Below are 18,807 nucleotides of genomic sequence, written 5' to 3'. Positions count from 1 at the left end.
CCCAGTGTTCTTCAGTCCTTCGTGAGAGCGGTCGTACTGCTACCAAGAGTACGTGTCTCCCGGCCGGTAGGTTCCCGCCGGGGCGCGAGCCGCGGTTTCGCCGGTTCACCGGCGTGTTCGCCGGCCGGTTCCCCGAACGGCGTCCGGCGGCGGTCCGCGCGTGTCCGCCGGACCGGCGTACGGGCGGCGGCGAGGGCCTGCCCGCTCGCCCGGCCCACCACGCGCACGGCCACGGCGAGCACCCGCACGACGGGCCCCGGGACCCGGCGCCGCACCGCCGGCGCGGACGGCACCAGCAGGATCCGGGTGATCCGGTACAGCGTCGCGCCGATCCCGGTGACGACCACCGTCACCACCCGCACGACGTCCTTCCCGCACCACACCACCCCCCTGCCGCACCGGACGACCGCGTGCCCGGCCGGTGCGAGAACACCTGTGCGACCACGCCGAGGGCACGACGACCGCATACCGCACCGGCCGTACCGGCCCCGTCCACACTCCTGCCCCCATCACGGCGAGCACATGCCCGAACGGCGTCGGCACACGCGCGTCCGGCCGGGCGGGCGCACGGCCGGACGGAGCCGGCACATGGAGGTGGAGCGCCAGGGCCACAAGGACGACCAGCGCGTCCCACGCCATCCGCACCGGCACGGACGCGCGGGCGGCCCGTCCGGATCCCGCACCCCGGCACCGTGCCCTTCATATGCTGAACGCCCATCCAACAAAAGGAATTGCGGGACTTGTATAAAGCGCTTTTCCCTACGGCCGTTCACTCATTTGCCACGTATCCAAGCGAAACACCCGCCGTTAGTCGCTATATGACGAAGGCAAGCAGGTCAGGGCCACTTCAACTGAACAACAAGAAAACCCACTCGGGCGATCCGCACGCCAACCCGATGAATCAACCGTGACATGAATGATGAACGCTACGATCCTCTCTGGTACAGCGCCGACGGCTCGGGCCAATTCGACGGAGCGGGCACCGGACGGCACCGGGCGGGAGCCGCCTACGCGGATCCCATGGACCCGGCCGTCCCGCCCTGGGACCCGGCCGAGGAACTCGCCTACCTGCTCCAGGAAGCCCGCAGCGAGGAATACGGCAGGACCGTCCCGCACCCCCGGGAGGAGGCCTCGGTCACCGCCCCTCCCGCCGGCAGCCCCATGGACCATCTGCAGGAGATCACAGCCGAACTGCCTCCCCTGCACCCGGCCCCGCGCGGTCACCGGAGACTCAGCCCGCGCAAACGCCCCGACGTCGCGCGCCTGGCCAGTTACGTCCTCGCCGCCCTGGCAGCGGTCACCATGTCGATGGTCAGCGTCTTCAGCGGCGTCGTCACCTACGAACCGCTGCTCGTCGTCACCACGGCGCACAGCAGCGGCAGTTCGTCGGCCTGGTGGCCCGTACTGGTCTACGGTCCCTGGCTGGCGGGCTCGCTGTCCGTCCTCCGCGCCGCACTGCACCAACGACGCGCCCTGCACTCCTGGTTCGTCGTCCTGCTGTTCTCGACCGTCGCGGTCCTGCTGTGCGTCGCCCAGGCCCCCCGGACCCCCACCGACACGGCCGCCGCCGCGCTCCCGGGAGTCGCCGCCCTGGCGTGCTTCCAGCAACTGGTCCGCCAGATCACCCTGACCCGCCCACCCCGCCGCACCGCCCCCCGCCACCGTGTCCACCCCTACCGCCGCGAGGTCCCCTAGCCCCGGCGTCACGGCGCCGCGACGGAGAAGCGGGGGGCCCCCCCGCGGGGGGGGGGGGGGGGGGGGGGGGGGGGGCGGGCCCCCCCCCCCGCCCGCGGGGGGCCCCCCCCCGGGGCCCCCCCGCCCCCCCCCCCGCCCCCCCCCCCCGCCCGGGGGCGCCCCCGCTTCTCCGCTTCGTTGTGCAGCGCAACCGACCGGGGCCGGCGTGGTGACGACGGCGGCTGCCCCGGTCCCGGGACACCGGAGGACCAGCACGCCGTGACCCCCGTCCGGCAGGGCCGGGCGACCGGGCCGCGAGCCGGGCGCGGGTCCGGAACCGCCTCCCGGACCCGCTCCGGTGTCAGTGCGCGTGGCCGCTCGGCGCCGGCGCCGCGTCCTTGACCGTCAGGGGCAGCAGCTTCTTGCCGGTCGGGCCGATCTGGATGGAGGTGTCCAGCTGAGGGCACACGCCGCAATCGAAGCACGGGGTCCAGCGGCAGTCCTCGACCTCCGTCTCGTCGAGGGCGTCCTGCCAGTCCTCCCAGAGCCAGTCCTTGTCGAGGCCCGAGTCGAGGTGGTCCCAGGGGAGGACCTCCTCGTAGGTGCGCTCGCGGGTGGTGTACCAGTCGACGTCGACGCCGAACTGGGCGAGGGCCTTGTCGGCGCAGTCCATCCAGCGGTCGTAGGAGAAGTGCTCGCGCCAGCCGTCGAAACGGCCGCCGTCCTCGTAGACGGCGCGGATGACCGCGCCGATGCGGCGGTCGCCGCGGGAGAGCAGTCCCTCGACGATGCCGGGCTTGCCGTCGTGGTAGCGGAAGCCGATGGAGCGGCCGTACTTCTTGTCGCCGCGGATCTTGTCGCGCAGCTTGGCGAGGCGGGCGTCGGTCTCCTCGGCGCTCAGCTGCGGCGCCCACTGGAAGGGGGTGTGCGGCTTGGGGACGAAGCCGCCGATGGAGACCGTGCAGCGGATGTCGTTGGAGCCGGAGACCTCGCGGCCCTTGGCGATCACCCGGGTGGCCATGTCGGCGATCTGCAGGACGTCGTCGTCGGTCTCGGTGGGCAGGCCGCACATGAAGTACAGCTTCACCTGGCGCCAGCCGTTGCCGTAGGCGGTGGAGACGGTCCGGATGAGGTCGTCCTCGGAGACCATCTTGTTGATGACCTTGCGGATGCGCTCCGAGCCGCCCTCCGGGGCGAAGGTCAGGCCGGAGCGGCGGCCGTTGCGGGTCAGCTCGTTGGCCAGGTCGATGTTGAAGGCGTCGACGCGGGTGGAGGGGAGGGAGAGGCCGACCTTGTCCTCCGTGTAGCGGTCGGCCAGGCCCTTGGCGATGTCGCCGATCTCCGAGTGGTCGGCGGAGGAGAGGGAGAGGAGGCCGACCTCCTCGAAGCCGGTCGCCTTCAGGCCCTTGTCGACCATCTCGCCGATGCCGGTGATCGAACGCTCGCGCACCGGGCGGGTGATCATGCCCGCCTGGCAGAAGCGGCAGCCGCGGGTGCAGCCGCGGAAGATCTCCACCGACATGCGCTCGTGGACCGTCTCGGCGAGCGGGACGAGGGGCTGCTTGGGGTAGGGCCACTCGTCGAGGTCCATCACCGTGTGCTTGGAGACGCGCCACGGCACGCCCGACCGGTTCGGCACGACGCGGGCGATACGGCCGTCGGGGAGGTACTCGACGTCGTAGAAGCCGGGGACGTACACCCCGCCGGTCCTGGCCAGGCGCAGAAGGAGTTCCTCGCGGCCGCCGGGGCGGCCCTCCTCCTTCCAGGCGCGGATGATCCGGGTGACCTCCAGCACGGCCTGCTCGCCGTCGCCGACGATCGCGCAGTCGATGAAGTCGGCGACCGGCTCGGGGTTGAAGGCGGCGTGGCCGCCGGCGATGACGATCGGGTCGTCCAGGCCGCGGTCCCTGGCCTCCAGCGGGATTCCGGCCAGGTCCAGGGCGGTGAGCATGTTGGTGTAGCCGAGCTCGGTGGAGAAGCTCAGGCCGAAGACGTCGAAGGCCTTCACCGGGCGGTGGCTGTCGACCGTGAACTGCGGGACGCGGTGCTCCCGCATCAGCGCCTCGAGGTCCGGCCAGACGCTGTAGGTGCGCTCGGCGAGGACGCCGTCCTGCTCGTTGAGGACCTCGTAGAGGATCATGACGCCCTGGTTGGGCAGTCCGACCTCGTACGCGTCGGGGTACATGAGCGCCCAGCGGACGTCGCAGCTGTCCCACGGCTTGACCGTGGAGTTGAGCTCTCCGCCGACGTACTGGATCGGCTTCTGCACATGCGGGAGCAGAGCTTCGAGCTGCGGAAAGACAGATTTCACAGACTCGGCGGCTTCGGCAGGCATCTCGCGCACCTTCGTGTGCTGGCTGGAGGTCCCCCGGCCGATGGCTGGGGGCGGGTGACCATCCAGACTAACGCGGCCGAACGGGTTCCCCGTACGCCGATCAGAGGGCGGTGTCCTTCCTGATCGTGGTCCAGGCCTTGGGGAGAGCGGCCTCGGCGAGTTCCGCGCGGCGTTCCTCACGGCCGTGGAGGACTCCGTAGGTGAAGGCGCTCTCGCCCGCCGCGTGGGCGACGGCGGCCAGCTCGCGCAGGGTCAGGCGGGCCATGACGCTGTCCTGGTGGTCGCCGAGCAGGCTCTGCAGCGACTGCATGGACTTGATCAGTGCCTTGGCGGGTTTGCCGAGGGCGGGGGCGGCGGCCTCGGCCGCGTACCGGGTGCGCTTGGCCTTCTTGCGGGCCTCGTGCAGGGCGATGTCGCGGTTCCGGCCGGGCGGGAGGTCGAGGGCCTGGCCGACGAGGTCGGCGACCTTGCCGAAGTCCTTGCGTACGGCCTTGGCGAGCGGTCCCGCGGGGTCGGCCGAGGCTTTCCCGCGCAGCGGCGGGTCGGCCAGCAGGGCGTCCAGGGTGTCGAGCAGGGTGAGGTAGCGGCGGGAGTCGAGGATGCCGTTGAGGCGGCTGTGTGCGCCCCTGTGTCCGGCGTCGGACCAGGCGGTGAGCCGGCCGGCGACGGGGCCGGAGACGAGGGCTGCGGGCAGGTCGTCCAGGGCCGAGCCGAGGCGGTGGGCGAGTACCTCCTGGTCGCGGTCCCGGCCCAGCTCGGCGGCCAGCCATTTCAGGTCGGCGCCGACCGGGTCGGTCGTGGCGCGGGCGAGGACGGTGCCGAAGGAGCGGAAGGTGCTGCGCAGGCGGCGGGTGGCGACCCGCATGCGGTGTACGGAGTCGGGTACGTCCTGGCGGACGGCGGGGTCGAGTTCGACGAGGGCGTCCCGCTGGGCACGGACGTAGGCGAGGACGTGGTCGCCGGCGGTGACGGGGGTGCCGACCGCTCGTGTCGTGCGCTTCTTCTTCGGCGCGGCGGCGGGTGCGGTCGCCGGTGCGGGGGCCGCCGGTCCGTGGGCCGCCCGTCCGTGGGCGCGGGTGGTGTCCGGTGCGGTCTCGGCCAGGGCCCGGGCCAGTTTCGACGCCGACTTCGACGGGCGCAGCCCGGCCTCGCGCAGGTGTTCGTCCACCGTGTCGAGGAAGGCGGGGTCGCCGCCGTCGGCGAGTTCGACCTCGATCTCGGTCCACCGGGCCGTGCCGCCGTCACCGGTGAGCCGTTCGGCGTCCACGGTGTCGACGCTGATCTCGGCGAGCAGGCCCCCGTCGGTGTCGACCAGGTGGCGTACGTCGCGTTCGGAGCGCAGCCGGACGACGGGCTGGAGGTCCCTGTCGCGGACGCGGGAGCGGACGAGCGCGGCGAGGCGGCCGGGGACGGTGTCGGAGAGCGGTTCCCGGATCTCGTCCCGTACGCCCGGTGCGACGGGGAATTTCAGATGCCAGCCGGCGTCGGAGCCTCCGGTGCGGCGGCGCAGGGTGAGGGACGCCGCGGCGAGCCGCTCGTCGGCGGTGTCGTAGTAGGTGGCGTCGAGGTGGGCGACTCCCCGGTCGCGGATGGACGCGACGCCGGGGACGCCGGTCAGGTCCGGCAGCCCGTTCTCCTCGGACTCGTACTTTCGCTCGATCTCTCGCTTGATGTCCGCCATGACCCGAATCTAGCCGGGCGGGGTGCGGAGCGGCAGGGGGTCGCTCCGCACCGGTGCGGTTCGGCGGGGTGGTCAGGCGGACATCGGCCGCTGTACCCGGATGGACTGCAGCAGGCCCACCGCGAGCCATACGGCGAACATCGACGAGCCTCCGTAGGACACGAAGGGCAGGGGCAGGCCGGTGACCGGCATGATGCCGAGGGTCATGCCGATGTTCTCGAAGGCCTGGAAGGCGAACCAGGCGACGATGCCGGCGGCGACGACGGTGCCGTACAGGTCGGTGGTGTCGCGGGCGATGCGGCAGGCGCGCCAGAGGATGACGCCGAGCAGGGTGATGATCAGTGCGCCGCCGATGAAGCCGAGTTCCTCGCCGGCGACGGTGAAGACGAAGTCGGTCTGCTGCTCGGGCACGAACTGGCCGGTGGTCTGGGAGCCGTGGAAGAGGCCGGAGCCGGTCAGTCCGCCGGAGCCGATGGCGATGCGGGCCTGGTTGGTGTTGTAGCCGACGCCGGCGGGGTCGAGTTCGGGGTTGGCGAAGGCGGCGAAGCGGTTGATCTGGTATTCGTCGAGGATGCCGAGCTGCCAGACGGTGATCGCGCCGGCCGCGCCGGCGCCGAGGAGGCCGAAGACCCAGCGGTTGGAGGCGCCGGAGGCGAGCAGCACGCCGAGCACGATGACGACCATGACCATGACCGATCCGAGGTCGGGCATGAGCATCACGATCAGCATGGGGACCACGGCCAGCCCGAGGGCCTGCAGGACGGTGCGGTGGTCGGGGTAGGGCTTGTCGCCCGCGTCGACCCGGGCGGCGAGCAGCACGGCCATGCCGAGGATGATCGTGAGTTTCACGAACTCCGAGGGCTGGAGGGAGAAGCCGCCGGGGAGTTTGATCCAGGAGTGGGCGCCGTTGATGGTGGAGCCCAGGGGGGTCAGCACCAGCAGGATCAGGAGGACGGAGGCGCCGTAGAGGAGGGGGACGGCCGTGCGCAGGACGCGGTGGCCGAGCCAGACGGCGCCGATCATCAGGACCAGTCCGATGCCGGTGTTCAGCCAGTGCCGGACCAGGAAGTAGTAGGGGTCCCCCTGGTTGAGTTCGGTGCGGTTGCGGGTGGCCGAGTAGACCAGGAGCGAGCCCAGCAGGGACAGGGCGATGGCCGAGAGCAGTATCGGCCAGTCGAGTCGGCGGGCCAGGGAGTCGCGGGCGAAGACCCGGGTCCAGCCGGCCCGTTCCGGTCCGTATCCGGAGACCTGGAAGCTGTTGACGCCGCCGGTCATGACGCGGTCCTCCGGGTGCCGGTGCCGCCGCGCCGGCGGTGGGCGCGGCGGGGCCGGCCCTCGTCGTGGCGTGGTCCGCCGCCCCGTCGTCGCTCGCGGCGGCGGGTGTCGCGGTCGCCGGTCTCCGGTGAGGGGGCCGTGCCCGTCTGCTGGGGGTCGGCGGGGGCGTCCCGGCCGTCCTGGGGGGCGGTGGCCCCCGCGTCGGGTGAGGGGGTCGCCCGGTCCTTGACGGGGTCCTTGGAGACCTTGGGGGACTTGATGGTGCCGTCCGCGCGGACCTGGGGAAGGTTCTTCTGCGGCGTGGGCAGCAGCGCCTTCTTCCTGTCGATCTCGCCCTCCGCGGAGACGCCGTACAGGGCGTTGTAGATGTTGCGCACGGCGGGGCCCGAGGCGCCGGAGCCGGTGCCGCCCTGGGAGATCGTCATGACGATCGAGTAGTCCTCGGTGTAGGTGGCGAACCATGAGGTGGTCTGCTTGCCGTGGACCTCGGCGGTACCGGTCTTGGCGTGCATCGGGATCTCGTCCTGTGGCCAGCCCCCGAACCGCCACGCGGCCGTACCGCGGGTGGCGACTCCTTCGAGGGCTGCGTCTATCTGGCCGAGGGTCTTCTTCGACATGGGCAGTTTGCCGTGCGACCGGGGTTCGATCTCGGTGACCGTCCTGCCGTCGGGGCTGATGACGGCCTTGCCGACGGTGGGGTCGTAGAGGGTGCCGCCGTTGGAGATGGCCGCGTAGATGGTGGCCATCTGGATGGGGGTGACGAGGGTGTCGCCCTGGCCGATGGAGTAGTTGACGGAGTCACCGGCGCGCAGCCGGTTGCCTTCGAGGCAGTTCTCGTAGGCGATGCGCTCGACGTAGCTGCCGTCCTTCTTGCCGGACTTGCACCAGGCGTCCTTGTTGGCCGTCCAGTAGTCCCGCTTCCACTGGCGGTCGGGGACGCGGCCGGTGACCTCGTTGGGCAGGTCGATGCCGGTTTCCTCGCCGAGGCCGAACTGGTGGGCGGTCCTGTAGAACCAGTCGTTGGCGTTCTTCTTCGGCTTGTTGCCTCCGTCGCGCTTCCATTCCTGGTGGGAGAGGCTGTAGAAGACGGTGTCGCAGGAGACCTCCAGGGCGCGGCCGAGGCTGATCGGGCCGTGGTTCTGCGACTCGAAGTTCTTGAAGACCTGCCCGCCGATGGAGTACGAGCTGGAGCAGTTGTAGGGGCCCTCGAAGGAGTATCCGGCGTTGATGGCGGCGGCCGTCGGGATGACCTTGAAGATGGAGCCGGGTGCGGACTGGCCCTGGATGGCGCGGTTGAGCAGCGGGTAGTTGGACTTCTTGCCGGTGAGGCGGGCGTAGTCCTTGGCGGAGATGCCGCCGACCCAGGCGTTGGGGTCGTAGGTCGGGTTGGAGGCCATGGCGACGACGCGGCCGGTCCTGGACTCCATGACGACGACGGCGCCGGAGTCGGCCTCGTAGGTGCGGTTGGTGTTGCGGTCGTGTTCCTTGCGGGCGGCCTTCATCGCCTCGTTCAGCTCGTACTCGGCGATGCGCTGGACGCGGGAGTCGATGCTGGTGACGAGGTTGGCTCCGGGCCGGGCGGGGTCGTCCTCGGCCTTGCCGATGACGCGGCCGAGGTTGTCGACCTCGTAGCGGGTGACGCCTGCCTTGCCGCGCAGCTGCTTGTCGTACTGGCGCTCCAGTCCGGAGCGGCCGACCATGTCGGAGCGCAGGTAGGGCGAACTGGTGTCCTGGGCCTGCTGGATCTCCTCGTCGGTGACGGGTGAGAGGTAGCCGAGGACCTGGGCGGTGTTGGCCTTGCCGGGGCTCGCGTAGCGGCGCAGGGCCTGGGGCTCGGCGGTGATGCCGGGGAAGTCCTCGGCGCGTTCGCGGATCTGCAGGGCCTGTTTGGCGGTGGCCTCGTCGGTGATGGGGATGGGCTGGTACGGCGAGCCGTTCCAGCAGGGCTGGGGGGTCTCGGCGTCGCACAGCCGGACCTTCTGCATGACCTCCGTGGGGGTCATGCCGAGGACTCCGGCGAGCTTGGTGAGGACCGCCTTGCCGTCGTCCTTCATCTTCAGGAGGTCGGTGCGGGAGGCGGAGACGACCAGGCGGGTCTCGTTGTCGGCGAGGGCCACGCCGCGGGCGTCCAGGATGGAGCCGCGGACGGCGGGCTGGACGACCTGCTGGACGTGGTTGCCGGAGGCTTCCTTCGCGTAGTGGTCGCCCTCGCGGATCTGGAGGTACCACAGGCGTCCGCCGAGGGTGCCGAGGAGGGAGACGACGAGGACCTGGATGACGACGAGCCGGATCTGGACGCGTGGACTGCGGCCGGTCTCGGGGATGTTGGTCACGCGGTTTCCTCCCCCTCTCGGAGTGCGTGCGCGTATGCGGGTACGCGTGGGGAACGGCCGGTCGGTGGGCCGGGGTTCCGGCGTCGTTCACTCGTTCCGGTGAAGTTGTGGAGGGTCACAGGCGCTTGACCCCCTTGATGCGTCCGGCGCGGGCCACCCGGGCCCGGGCCGCCTTCACCCGCAGTCCGTTGCGCCGGCCGCCGACGCGCAGTCCGGTGCCGCCGGAGAGCCAGCCGGAGGAGATGTCGCCGGAGCCGGCGGAGTTGGTCTCGGCGAGCGGATCGTTCTCGGCGCGCCGGGCCAAGGCCATGACGGCGGGGACGACGAACGGGGCGAGCAGCAGGTCGTACAGGGCTGCGGTGAACAGCAGTCCGCCGAGGCCGACATGGCGGGCGGCGGTGTCACCGACGAGGGCGCCGACACCGGCGTAGAGCAGGGTGGATCCCAGGGCGGCGGCGACCACCACGACCATGGGGCCGGTGGCCGACCTGACCTGTCCGCTCTCGGGTTTGACGAGTCCGGCGAGGTAGCCGATGACGCACAGCACGAGGGCGTAGCGGCCGGCGGCGTGGTCGGCGGGCGGGGCGAGGTCGGCGAGGAGTCCGGCGGCGAACCCGACGAGGGCGCCGCCGACATGGCCGTAGACCAGGGCGAGGCCGAGGACGGTGAGCAGCAGCAGATCGGGGACGGCGCCCGGGAGGTGGAGGCGGGCGAGAACGCTCACCTGGACCACGAGGGCGACGACGATCAGCGAGCTGGAGAGCAGGATCCGGTTGACGCGCATGGAAGTGACAGCTCCTACTGCTCTTGCTGGTACTGGCCGTCGGCAGGGGCGGAGGGGGTGACGGTCACCGTCACGGTCGGGGCGGGAGTCGGCTCGGGCTTCCTGGGCAGCACCGTGTCGCGCGGGTCCTTCTCGGGGGTCCGGACGACGACGCCGACGATGTCGAGCTTGCTGAAGCCGACGTAGGGCGTGACGTAGAGGGTGCGGGTGAGGTCGCCGCCGGAGGGGTCGACGCGGGAGACGATGCCGACGGGGACGCCGGGCACGAACGGCTTGTCGGCCTGCGAGCCGAAGGTGACGAGCCGGTCGCCCTTCTTGACCTCGGCCTTGCCGTTGAGCAGTTCGACGCGCAGCGGGCGGTCGCCCTGGCCGGAGGCGAAGCCGAGTTCGTCGCCGGCCTCCATGCGGGTGCCGACGGTGAAGTCGGGGTCGGTGGCGAGCAGCACGGTGGCGGTGTCCGGGCCGACGGTGGTGACGCGGCCGACGAGGCCGTCGCCGTTGAGGACGGTCATGTCGCGCTCGATGCCGTCGTCGGCGCCGGCGTCGATGGTGATGGTCCAGGAGAAGCCCTGGGCCGCTCCTATGGCGATGACCTGGGCGCCCTTGATGCCGTACTGGCCCCCGCCGGCGATTCTCAGCATCTTGTCGAGCTGTGTCAGCCGGCTGCGGTTGCGGTCGTCGCTGCCGAGTTCGGCCTTGAGCGCGGCGTTCTGCCGTTCCAGCTCGGCGAGCCGGTCGTGCCGCTCGCCGGATTCGCGGACCGCGGTGACGGCGTTGCCGATCGGGTCGACCGCGCCGGACACGCCGTTCTCGATCGGGCCGAAGACGGTCGCCGCGGCCTGCCGGGCACCGTCGACCGGTGAGTCCTCCCCGCCGCGGATGTCCACCGTGATCAGTGCGAACGCGATGGCGATCAGCAGCACCAGGAGCAGCCGGCTCTCTCGTGTGTCCCTCACGTGCGGCGGCCGTGCCTTCCTCGTCGAGAACGGATACGAGCTATCGGTGTGTTCGGTTGTCCGGCGGTGTGCGCCGGGTTTCCGGGATGGTACGGGAGAGCCTGTGTCCCGATACCAGCGATCCGCCGTACGGGAGGAGAACGTCCCGTACGGCGGAGTCGGGGAGTCGTGTCATCTGCGCGGCTGGGCGTCCAGCACCTGCTGGAGCGCCTCGAACTCCTCGACGCACTTGCCGGAGCCGAGCGCCACGCTGTCCAGCGGGTCCTCGGCGATGTGGATCGGCATGCCCGTCTCCCGGCGCAGCCGCTCGTCGAGTCCGCGCAGCAGGGCTCCGCCGCCGGTCAGAACGATTCCCCGGTCCATGATGTCGCCGGACAGCTCCGGCGGGCACTTGTCGAGGGTCGTCTTGACGGCGTCCACGATGGCGTTGACGGGCTCCTCGATCGCCTTGCGCACCTCGGCTGCGGAGATGACCACCGTCTTGGGCAGTCCGGAGACGAGGTCCCGCCCGCGGATCTCGGTGTGCTCGTCGGACTCCAGGTCGTACGCCGAACCGATCGTGATCTTGATCTGCTCGGCGGAGCGCTCACCCAGCAGGAGGGAGTACTCCTTCTTGATGTGCTGGATGATCGCGTTGTCCAGCTCGTCACCCGCGACGCGGATGGACTGGGCGGTGACGATGCCGCCGAGGGAGATGACCGCGACCTCCGTGGTGCCGCCGCCGATGTCCACCACCATGTTGCCGGTGGCCTCGTGGACCGGCAGGCCGGAGCCGATGGCCGCCGCCATGGGCTCCTCGATGATGTGCACCTGGCGGGCGCCGGCCTGGGACGACGCCTCGATGACGGCGCGGCGCTCCACTCCGGTGATGCCCGAGGGCACACAGACGACGACCCGCGGGCGGGCCAGGTACCGCCGCTTGTGGATCTTCAGGATGAAGTAGCGGAGCATCCGCTCGGTGATCTCGAAGTCGGCGATCACGCCGTCCTTCAGCGGGCGCACGGCGACGATGTTGCCGGGCGTGCGCCCGATCATCTTCTTCGCCTCGGCGCCGACCGCGAGGATGCCGCCGGTGTTGGTGTTGATCGCCACGACGGACGGCTCGTTGAGCACGATCCCGCGACCCCTGACGTACACCAGCGTGTTGGCGGTCCCGAGGTCGACAGCCATGTCACGGCCGATGAACGACATTGAGTTCCCCATCGAGATTCGTCTGGCCTTCCCACGAGCTTTTGAGGGCTTTTCAGGTCGGCGAGGTGGGTGCGGTGACGTGATGGCTTCCATCGTAGACGCGCCGTCGCGAACACCGCGCGAGGGTCTTCGCCATTGTCATCAGACGGCGTGTCCCGCTGCTTGTGGAGACGGGCAATCGGGGGCATCCGTTCCCCCGAACGACACGCATATGTCAAAAATGGTCCGGGGGCAAAGCCCCCAGACCATCCGAGATGGCGGCCAAAGGCGCTGTACGCGGCCGCGACGTGATCGTTATGCGCGAGTTTACGCGCGCCCCGGGAAGAAGATCTTCACCTCGCGTCCGGCGGACTCCTCGGAGTCCGAGGCGTGGATCAGGTTCTCCCGGACGATCACCCCGAAGTCACCGCGGATCGAACCCGGCGCGGCGGCGATCGGGTCGGTGGGACCGGCCAGTTGGCGCAGTCCCTCGATGACCCGCTCACCCTCGACGATCATCGCCACGACCGGGCCGGAGGCCATGAACTCCACCAGCGGCTCGTAGAACGGCTTGCCCTTGTGCTCGCCGTAGTGCTGCTCCAGCGTGTCCTGGTCCAGGGTGCGCAGCTCCAGCGCGGTGATCCGCCAGCCGGCCTTGCGCTCGATACGGCCGATGATCTCGCCGGTCAGGCCGCGACGGACCGCGTCGGGCTTGAGCAGGACGAGGGTGCGCTGGGTCACGACGGGGCTCCTTGTGCGTGAAGTGGTGCGGGGACACGAGGTTACCGGGCGTGTCGGGGCACCTGTCACGCACTGTCAGGCTGGTCGGCCCGAGCGGCGAAACGGGCCTTGGCTTCGTCCACCTTCCGCCCGAAGTGCACCGATGCCCACCACAGCAGCGCGAAGACCACGCCCATGAAGAACATCATCGGCACGAAGACACCGGAGGCGACGAGGGCGATCTGCAGCGCCCAGCCGAGGGCGACACCGCCGGGCCGCGTGATCACCCCGCACAGGGCCACGCACAGGAACATCGCGACGCCGCAGACCGTCCACACCGTGCCGGTGGACATGTCCGGGTCCTTCATGGCGACCAGCCCGGCGAAACCGATGATGAAGAACTCGCCGATCAGCGTCGAGGCGCAGAGCGTACGCACGGGATCTCAGCCCTTCCCCAGCAGCAGTCGGGCCTCGCCGACGGTGATGACGGACCCGGTGACGAGCACACCGCCGCCGGCGAACTCGCCCTCCTCCTCGGCCAGCGTGATCGCGGCCTCCAGGGCGTCGGGCAGCCGCGGTTCGACCTGGACCCGGTCCTCGCCGAACACCTCGACGGCGACCGCGGCGAGCTCGTCGGCGTCCATCGCGCGGTGGCTGGAGTTGCGGGTGACGACGATCTCGGCGAAGACCGGCTCGAACGCCTCCAGCAGCCCGCGCACGTCCTTGTCGCCGCTCGCGCCGACGACGCCGATGAGCCGGCTGAACTGGAACGCCTCCCCGACCGCCTCGGCCGCCGCCCGCGCGCCCGCCGGGTTGTGGGCGGCGTCCAGGACGACGGTCGGCGAACGCCGGACGACCTCCAGCCGGCCCGGGGAGGAGACGGCGGCGAAGGCCTTGCGCACCATGTCGATGTCGAGCTTCCCGTCGCGCTGCGCGCCGACGCCGAAGAACGCCTCCACGGCGGCGAGCGCCACGGCCGCGTTGTGTGCCTGGTGGGCGCCGTGCAGCGGGAGGTACACCTCCTCGTACTCGCCGCCGAGTCCGCGCAGCGTCACCAACTGGCCGCCGACCGCGACCTGCCGGGCGACGACGCCGAACTCCAGACCCTCCCGGGCCACCGTCGCATCCGTCTCGACGGCCTTCTTCAGCAGCACCTGCGCCGCGTCCACCGGCTGCTGGGCCATGACCACCGTCGCGCCCCGCTTGATGATGCCGGCTTTCTCGGTGGCGATCTCGGCGGGCGTGGTGCCGAGCCGGTCGGTGTGGTCGAGGTCGATGGGCGTCACCACGGCGACACCCGCGTCGATCACGTTGGTCGCGTCCCAGCTGCCGCCCATGCCGACCTCGACGACGGCCACGTCCGCGGGCGCGTCGGCGAAGGCGGCGTACGCCATGGCGGTCAGCACCTCGAAGAAGGACAGCCGGTACTCCTGCCGGGAGTCGACCAGCTCGACGTAGGGCTTGATGTCGCGGTACGTCTCGACGAACCGCTCGGCGGAGACCGGGGCGCCGTCCAGGCTGATGCGCTCGGTGACCGACTGCACGTGCGGCGAGGTGTACCGGCCGGTGCGCAGATCGAAGGCGCCGAGCAGCGCCTCGATCATGCGGGCCGTGGAGGTCTTGCCGTTGGTGCCGGTGATGTGGATCGAGGGGTACGTGCGCTGCGGCTCGCCCAGCACGTCCATCAGCGCGGCGATGCGGCCGACCGAGGGCTCCAGCTTGGTCTCGCCCCAGCGGCCGGCGAGCTCCGCCTCGACCTCGCGCAGGGCCTTGTCGACCTCGGGGTCCTCGGGGCGCGCGGGCACGTCCCCCCGCGGCGGCCCGCCCTGCGTGCGCAGGGTGCGGCTGCCGGCCTCGATCACCGCCAGGTCGGGGTCGCGTCGGGTCTCCTCCTCGACGAGCTCCGCGAACTCGTCGAAGGTGTCGTCCGGATCGGGACCTGGTGATTCTGGGCGCTTGCTCACGGCACCCAGTCTACGGAGCGGCCGGGGCGGCGCCCGGCAGGCCCCGGGCCGGGCGTCAGCCGAGCCATCTCCGCATCCCCAGCCGCCCCCACAGGACGCTCGCGGCGAAGGACAGCGCGGCGGCGGCCACTGCCGTCACGGCCAGCGCCACGGGCGCCGCGAACCCGTGCGGCACCCTCTCCGCCACGGGCCTGACCAGCAGCATCACGAACAGCAGATGCACCAGGTACGTGCCGAACGACGCGTCCGACAGCCGTCCCAGCACCGCCCGCGCCCTCTCCGGCACCCGCACCCCTCCCACCGCGCCGAGCACGGTGAAGGTCAGCGCGGCCACCGCCACGCTCCCGTACGCGGCGGGGTGCCGCACGGTGAACTGGTACAGGGTGAGGGCGACGAGCGCGACCGCCACACCCGCGGCCCACAGCGGGCGCGGGCCGCGCCGCCGGGCGGCGAGCAGGGCGGCGCCCGCCACCGCGTAACCCAGCGAGGACAGCGACACGCTCCAGTCCCACCCGGGCAGCGGCAGCCCGGTGAGGGTCCGCGCGTCCCCGACGACCGCCGGCGCGACGGCGAACGCGGCGAGCAGCAGCAGCGAACGGCGGGGCGTGGCGTGGCGCTGGAGGACGAGCGCGGCGACGCCGAGGAGCAGGAGGAGCGGCACGTAGGCGTAGAGGTACCAGAGATGGAAGGCGGCCTCCACGGAGCCGAAGAGAGCCCGTACCGCCTCCTCGGCGCCGCCGTTCGGGGACGGCCCGGACACGTACTGCCACAGGAGGTAGAGCGCCGTCCACACCGCCATCGGGCGCAGGATCCGGGCGAGCCGGGTGAGGAGCTGGGCGTCGCCGCGCACCGGCGAACCGGCGAGGGCCGCCCACCCGGCCATCGCGAAGAACGCGGGCACGGCGAACCGGCTGACCGAGTCGCCGAGGACACCGGTCGTGCGGTGGCCGGCGTCGATGAACTCGGCGGAGGCGTGCACCAGCACGACGGCGGCGGTGCAGACGACGCGCAGCAGGTCGATGTCGTACCGCCGCTCCCGGCCTGGTCCGCCCCGCGCGGCGGGCTGAGCGGCGGTCGGGGTCGCGGTTCGGGGCATCGTGGGGGTGCTCCTGACGGCATGGGCCTGGCGGTGGGCAAAGCCGCAGGATGACGCGGGCGGGTTACGCGCTGCCCACCGCGACGTGAACGGCCCCCGGCCGGGAGGTCTCCGGTCGGGGGCCGCGGGGTGGCGGTGCCGGCCCTCAGGCGCTGGGCAGGCGCTCCAGCTGGGTCCCGATGCGGACGATGTCCTCCTCCGCCTTGGCCAGGCGGGTGCGGATCTTGTCCACGACGTGGTCCGGCGCCTTCGCCAGGAACGCCTCGTTGCCGAGCTTCGCCGTCGCCTGCGCCTTCTCCTTCTCGGCGGCGGCGAGATCCTTGGCGAGCCGCTTGCGCTCCGCGGCCACGTCGATCACGCCGGACAGGTCCAGCGCGACCTCGGCACCGCCCACCGGCAGCGTCGCCGTGGCCGTGAACGCGTCGCCCTCCGGCTGCAGCCGCAGCAGCTGCCGGATCGCCGGCTCGTGCGGGGCCAGCGCCGTGGCGCCGAGCGCCAGCCGGGCCGGGACCCGCTGACCGGGCTGCAGACCCTGGTCGGCGCGGAACCGGCGGACCTCGGTGATCACCGACTGGAGCGTCTCGATCTCCCGCTCGGCACCGGCGTCCCGGAAGCCACTGTCCTGCGGCCAGTCCGCGACGACCACCGACTCGCCGCCGGTCAGCGTCGTCCACAGCGTCTCGGTGACGAACGGGACCACCGGGTGCAGCAGCCGCAGCGTGACGTCGAGGACCTCGCCGAGGACCCGCTTGCTGACCTCGGCCGGCTCGCCGCCCGCCTGGAACGTCGTCTTGGACAGCTCGACGTACCAGTCGAACACCTCGTCCCAGGCGAAGTGGAACAGCGCGTCCGACAGCTTGGCGAACTGGAAGTCCTCGTAGTACGCGTCGACTTCGGCGACGACGGAGTTCAGCCGGGACAGGATCCAGCGGTCGGTGGACGACATCGCCGACGCGTCCGGCAGCGGGCCCCGGACCGTCGCGCCGTTCATCAGCGCGAAGCGGGTGGCGTTCCAGACCTTGTTGGCGAAGTTGCGCGAGCCCTGGACCCAGTCCTCGCCGATCGGCACGTCGACGCCCGGGTTGGCGCCGCGCGCGAGCGTGAAGCGCAGGGCGTCGGAGCCGTACTCGTCCATCCAGTCCAGCGGGTTGACCGCGTTGCCGAAGGACTTCGACATCTTCTTGCCGAACTGGTCGCGGACCATGCCGTGCAGCACGATCGTGCCGAACGGCGGGGTGCCGTCCATCGCGTACAGGCCGAACATCATCATCCGGGCGACCCAGAAGAAGAGGATGTCGTAGCCGGTGACCAGGACGGAGTTCGGGTAGAACTTCGCGAGCGACTCCGTCCGCTCGGGCCAGCCGAGCGTGGAGAACGGCCACAGGCCGGAGGAGAACCAGGTGTCCAGGACGTCGGTGTCCTGGTGCCAGCCCTCCCCGACGGGGGCCTCGTCGTCCGGTCCGACGCAGACGACCTCGCCGTCCGGGCCGTACCAGACCGGGATGCGGTGGCCCCACCACAACTGCCGCGAGATGCACCAGTCGTGGAGGTTGTCGACCCAGTCGAAGTACCGCTTCTCCATCTCCTGCGGGTGGATCTTGACCCGGCCGTCACGGACCGCGTCACCGGCGGCCTTCGCCAGCGGGCCGACCTTGACCCACCACTGCATGGACAGGCGCGGCTCGATGGTGGTCTTGCAGCGCGAGCAGTGGCCGACGGAGTGGACGTAGGGCCGCTTCTCGGCGACGATCCGGCCCTCGGCGCGCAGCGCGGCGACGATGGCGGAGCGCGCCTCGAGGCGGTCCAGGCCCTGGAAGGGGCCGTGGGCGGTGATGACGGCGTGCTCGTCCATCACCGTGAGGGACGGCAGGTCGTGGCGCCGGCCGATCTCGAAGTCGTTCGGGTCGTGGGCCGGGGTCACCTTGACCGCGCCCGTGCCGAACTCGGGGTCGACGTGCTCGTCGGCGACGACCGGGATGGAACGGTCCGTCAGCGGCAGCTTGACGAGCCTGCCGACGAGGTGCCGGTAGCGCTCGTCCTCGGGGTGGACGGCGACGGCCGTGTCACCGAGCATCGTCTCGGCGCGGGTGGTGGCGACGACGATGGTCTCGTCCCCGTCGCCGTACTTCATGGAGACGAGCTCGCCGTCGTCGTCCTGGTAGTCGACCTCGATGTCGGAGATCGCGGTCAGACAGCGCGGGCACCAGTTGATGATGCGCTCGGCGCGGTAGATCAGCTCGTCGTCGTAGAGCCGCTTGAAGATGGTCTGGACGGCCTTCGACAGGCCCTCGTCCATGGTGAAGCGCTCACGCGACCAGGCGACGCCGTCGCCCAGGCGCCGCATCTGCCCGCCGATCTGCCCGCCGGACTCGCCCTTCCACCGCCAGACCCGCTCGACGAACGCCTCGCGGCCGAGGTCGTGCCGGGACTTGCCCTCCTTGCCCAGCTCCCGCTCGACGACGTTCTGCGTGGCGATGCCGGCGTGGTCCATGCCGGGCTGCCACAGCGTCTCGAAGCCCTGCATGCGCTTGCGGCGGGTCAGGGCGTCGATGAGGGTGTGCTCGAAGGCGTGCCCGAGGTGCAGGCTGCCCGTGACGTTCGGCGGCGGGATGACGACGGTGTACGGGGGCTTGTCGCTCCTGGCGTCGGCCTCGAAGTAACCCCGCTCCACCCAGCGCTCGTACAGCGGCCCCTCTACGTCGGCCGGCGCGTACTGGGTCGGCAGTTCGGTCGTGGGCGCTGCTTGCGGCTGCTGAGTGTTCTCGGTCACGGGGGTCAGTTTAGAGGTGTCACCACCCGGTCCCGAAACGCGTTTGCTT

The 18,807-nt window shown here is 71.3% G+C and carries 14 protein-coding genes; 1 reads left to right on the top strand and 13 read right to left on the bottom strand.

Annotated elements, in window-relative coordinates:
- Positions 1–11 precede the first annotated feature (11 nt).
- A complete protein-coding gene (locus ACF07S_RS05390) occupies positions 12–362 on the bottom strand; it encodes a hypothetical protein (protein WP_391973488.1) in 351 nt (116 codons plus the stop codon).
- 550 nt (positions 363–912) lie between these two features.
- On the opposite strand from ACF07S_RS05390, the gene ACF07S_RS05385 reads away from it, so the two are divergent.
- Positions 913–1,695 carry a DUF2637 domain-containing protein gene (locus ACF07S_RS05385; protein ID WP_391962146.1) on the top strand — a complete coding sequence of 261 codons (783 nt, stop codon included), beginning with the start codon at positions 913–915 and terminating at the stop codon, positions 1,693–1,695.
- Between the two features lie 340 nt (positions 1,696–2,035).
- Here the strand turns inward: ACF07S_RS05385 and ACF07S_RS05380 are convergent, their stop codons facing one another.
- The 12 genes from ACF07S_RS05380 to ACF07S_RS05325 all read right to left on the bottom strand — a co-directional run bounded on the left by ACF07S_RS05380 (position 2,036) and on the right by ACF07S_RS05325 (position 18,758).
- Positions 2,036–4,009: a TIGR03960 family B12-binding radical SAM protein gene (locus tag ACF07S_RS05380; RefSeq protein WP_391973487.1), complete on the bottom strand. Its 1,974-nt coding sequence runs from the start codon at positions 4,007–4,009 to the stop codon at positions 2,036–2,038.
- Positions 4,010–4,109: 100 nt separating this feature from the next.
- Positions 4,110–5,690 (bottom strand): CHAD domain-containing protein, encoded by a 1,581-nt coding sequence (locus tag ACF07S_RS05375; protein ID WP_391962148.1) that lies wholly within the window; start codon positions 5,688–5,690, stop codon positions 4,110–4,112.
- Positions 5,691–5,762: 72 nt separating this feature from the next.
- Positions 5,763–6,965: a rod shape-determining protein RodA gene (gene rodA, locus ACF07S_RS05370; protein WP_391962149.1), complete on the bottom strand. Its 1,203-nt coding sequence runs from the start codon at positions 6,963–6,965 to the stop codon at positions 5,763–5,765.
- Complete coding sequence (gene mrdA / locus ACF07S_RS05365; protein ID WP_391973486.1) at positions 6,962–9,298, bottom strand: penicillin-binding protein 2; 2,337 nt, start codon at positions 9,296–9,298, stop codon at positions 6,962–6,964. Before mrdA ends, rodA begins: the two co-directional genes overlap by 4 nt.
- Before the next feature lie 115 nt (positions 9,299–9,413).
- Positions 9,414–10,082, bottom strand: a complete 669-nt coding sequence (mreD, locus tag ACF07S_RS05360; protein WP_391962151.1) for a rod shape-determining protein MreD — start codon at positions 10,080–10,082, stop codon at positions 9,414–9,416.
- 14 nt (positions 10,083–10,096) lie between these two features.
- On the bottom strand, positions 10,097–11,038 hold the full coding sequence (gene mreC / locus ACF07S_RS05355; RefSeq protein WP_391973485.1) for a rod shape-determining protein MreC: 942 nt from the start codon (positions 11,036–11,038) through the stop codon (positions 10,097–10,099).
- A gap of 171 nt (positions 11,039–11,209) precedes the next feature.
- Positions 11,210–12,229, bottom strand: a complete 1,020-nt coding sequence (locus ACF07S_RS05350) for a rod shape-determining protein (RefSeq protein WP_391962153.1) — start codon at positions 12,227–12,229, stop codon at positions 11,210–11,212.
- Positions 12,230–12,535: 306 nt separating this feature from the next.
- Positions 12,536–12,949 (bottom strand): nucleoside-diphosphate kinase, encoded by a 414-nt coding sequence (gene ndk, locus ACF07S_RS05345; protein ID WP_391962154.1) that lies wholly within the window; start codon positions 12,947–12,949, stop codon positions 12,536–12,538.
- A gap of 65 nt (positions 12,950–13,014) precedes the next feature.
- On the bottom strand, positions 13,015–13,365 hold the full coding sequence (locus tag ACF07S_RS05340; RefSeq protein WP_391962155.1) for a DUF4233 domain-containing protein: 351 nt from the start codon (positions 13,363–13,365) through the stop codon (positions 13,015–13,017).
- 6 nt (positions 13,366–13,371) lie between these two features.
- Positions 13,372–14,892 carry a bifunctional folylpolyglutamate synthase/dihydrofolate synthase gene (locus ACF07S_RS05335; protein WP_391973484.1) on the bottom strand — a complete coding sequence of 507 codons (1,521 nt, stop codon included), beginning with the start codon at positions 14,890–14,892 and terminating at the stop codon, positions 13,372–13,374.
- A gap of 55 nt (positions 14,893–14,947) precedes the next feature.
- A complete protein-coding gene (locus ACF07S_RS05330; protein ID WP_391973483.1) occupies positions 14,948–15,988 on the bottom strand; it encodes an acyltransferase family protein in 1,041 nt (346 codons plus the stop codon).
- 145 nt (positions 15,989–16,133) lie between these two features.
- Entirely contained in the window at positions 16,134–18,758 is a 2,625-nt protein-coding gene (locus ACF07S_RS05325) for a valine--tRNA ligase (protein WP_391962158.1), read from the bottom strand.
- Between the last annotated feature and the right edge of the window lie 49 nt (positions 18,759–18,807).

This window comes from Streptomyces sp. NPDC016640 (assembly GCF_043076215.1).
Classification (GTDB): Bacteria; Actinomycetota; Actinomycetes; order Streptomycetales; family Streptomycetaceae; genus Streptomyces.
This window is presented reverse-complemented; position numbering and strand designations above follow the sequence as displayed.

Excerpts from the sequence above, each read along its gene's own strand:
- ACF07S_RS05385 (WP_391962146.1), top strand. The coding sequence starts at position 913 with ATGAATGATGAACGCTACGATCCTCTCTGGTACAGCGCCGACGGCTCG.
- ACF07S_RS05380 (WP_391973487.1), bottom strand. The coding sequence starts at position 4,009 with ATGCCTGCCGAAGCCGCCGAGTCTGTGAAATCTGTCTTTCCGCAGCTC.
- ACF07S_RS05375 (WP_391962148.1), bottom strand. The coding sequence starts at position 5,690 with ATGGCGGACATCAAGCGAGAGATCGAGCGAAAGTACGAGTCCGAGGAG.
- rodA (WP_391962149.1), bottom strand. The coding sequence starts at position 6,965 with ATGACCGGCGGCGTCAACAGCTTCCAGGTCTCCGGATACGGACCGGAA.
- mreD (WP_391962151.1), bottom strand. The coding sequence starts at position 10,082 with ATGCGCGTCAACCGGATCCTGCTCTCCAGCTCGCTGATCGTCGTCGCC.
- ACF07S_RS05350 (WP_391962153.1), bottom strand. The coding sequence starts at position 12,229 with ATGTCGTTCATCGGCCGTGACATGGCTGTCGACCTCGGGACCGCCAAC.
- ACF07S_RS05330 (WP_391973483.1), bottom strand. The coding sequence starts at position 15,988 with ATGCCCCGAACCGCGACCCCGACCGCCGCTCAGCCCGCCGCGCGGGGC.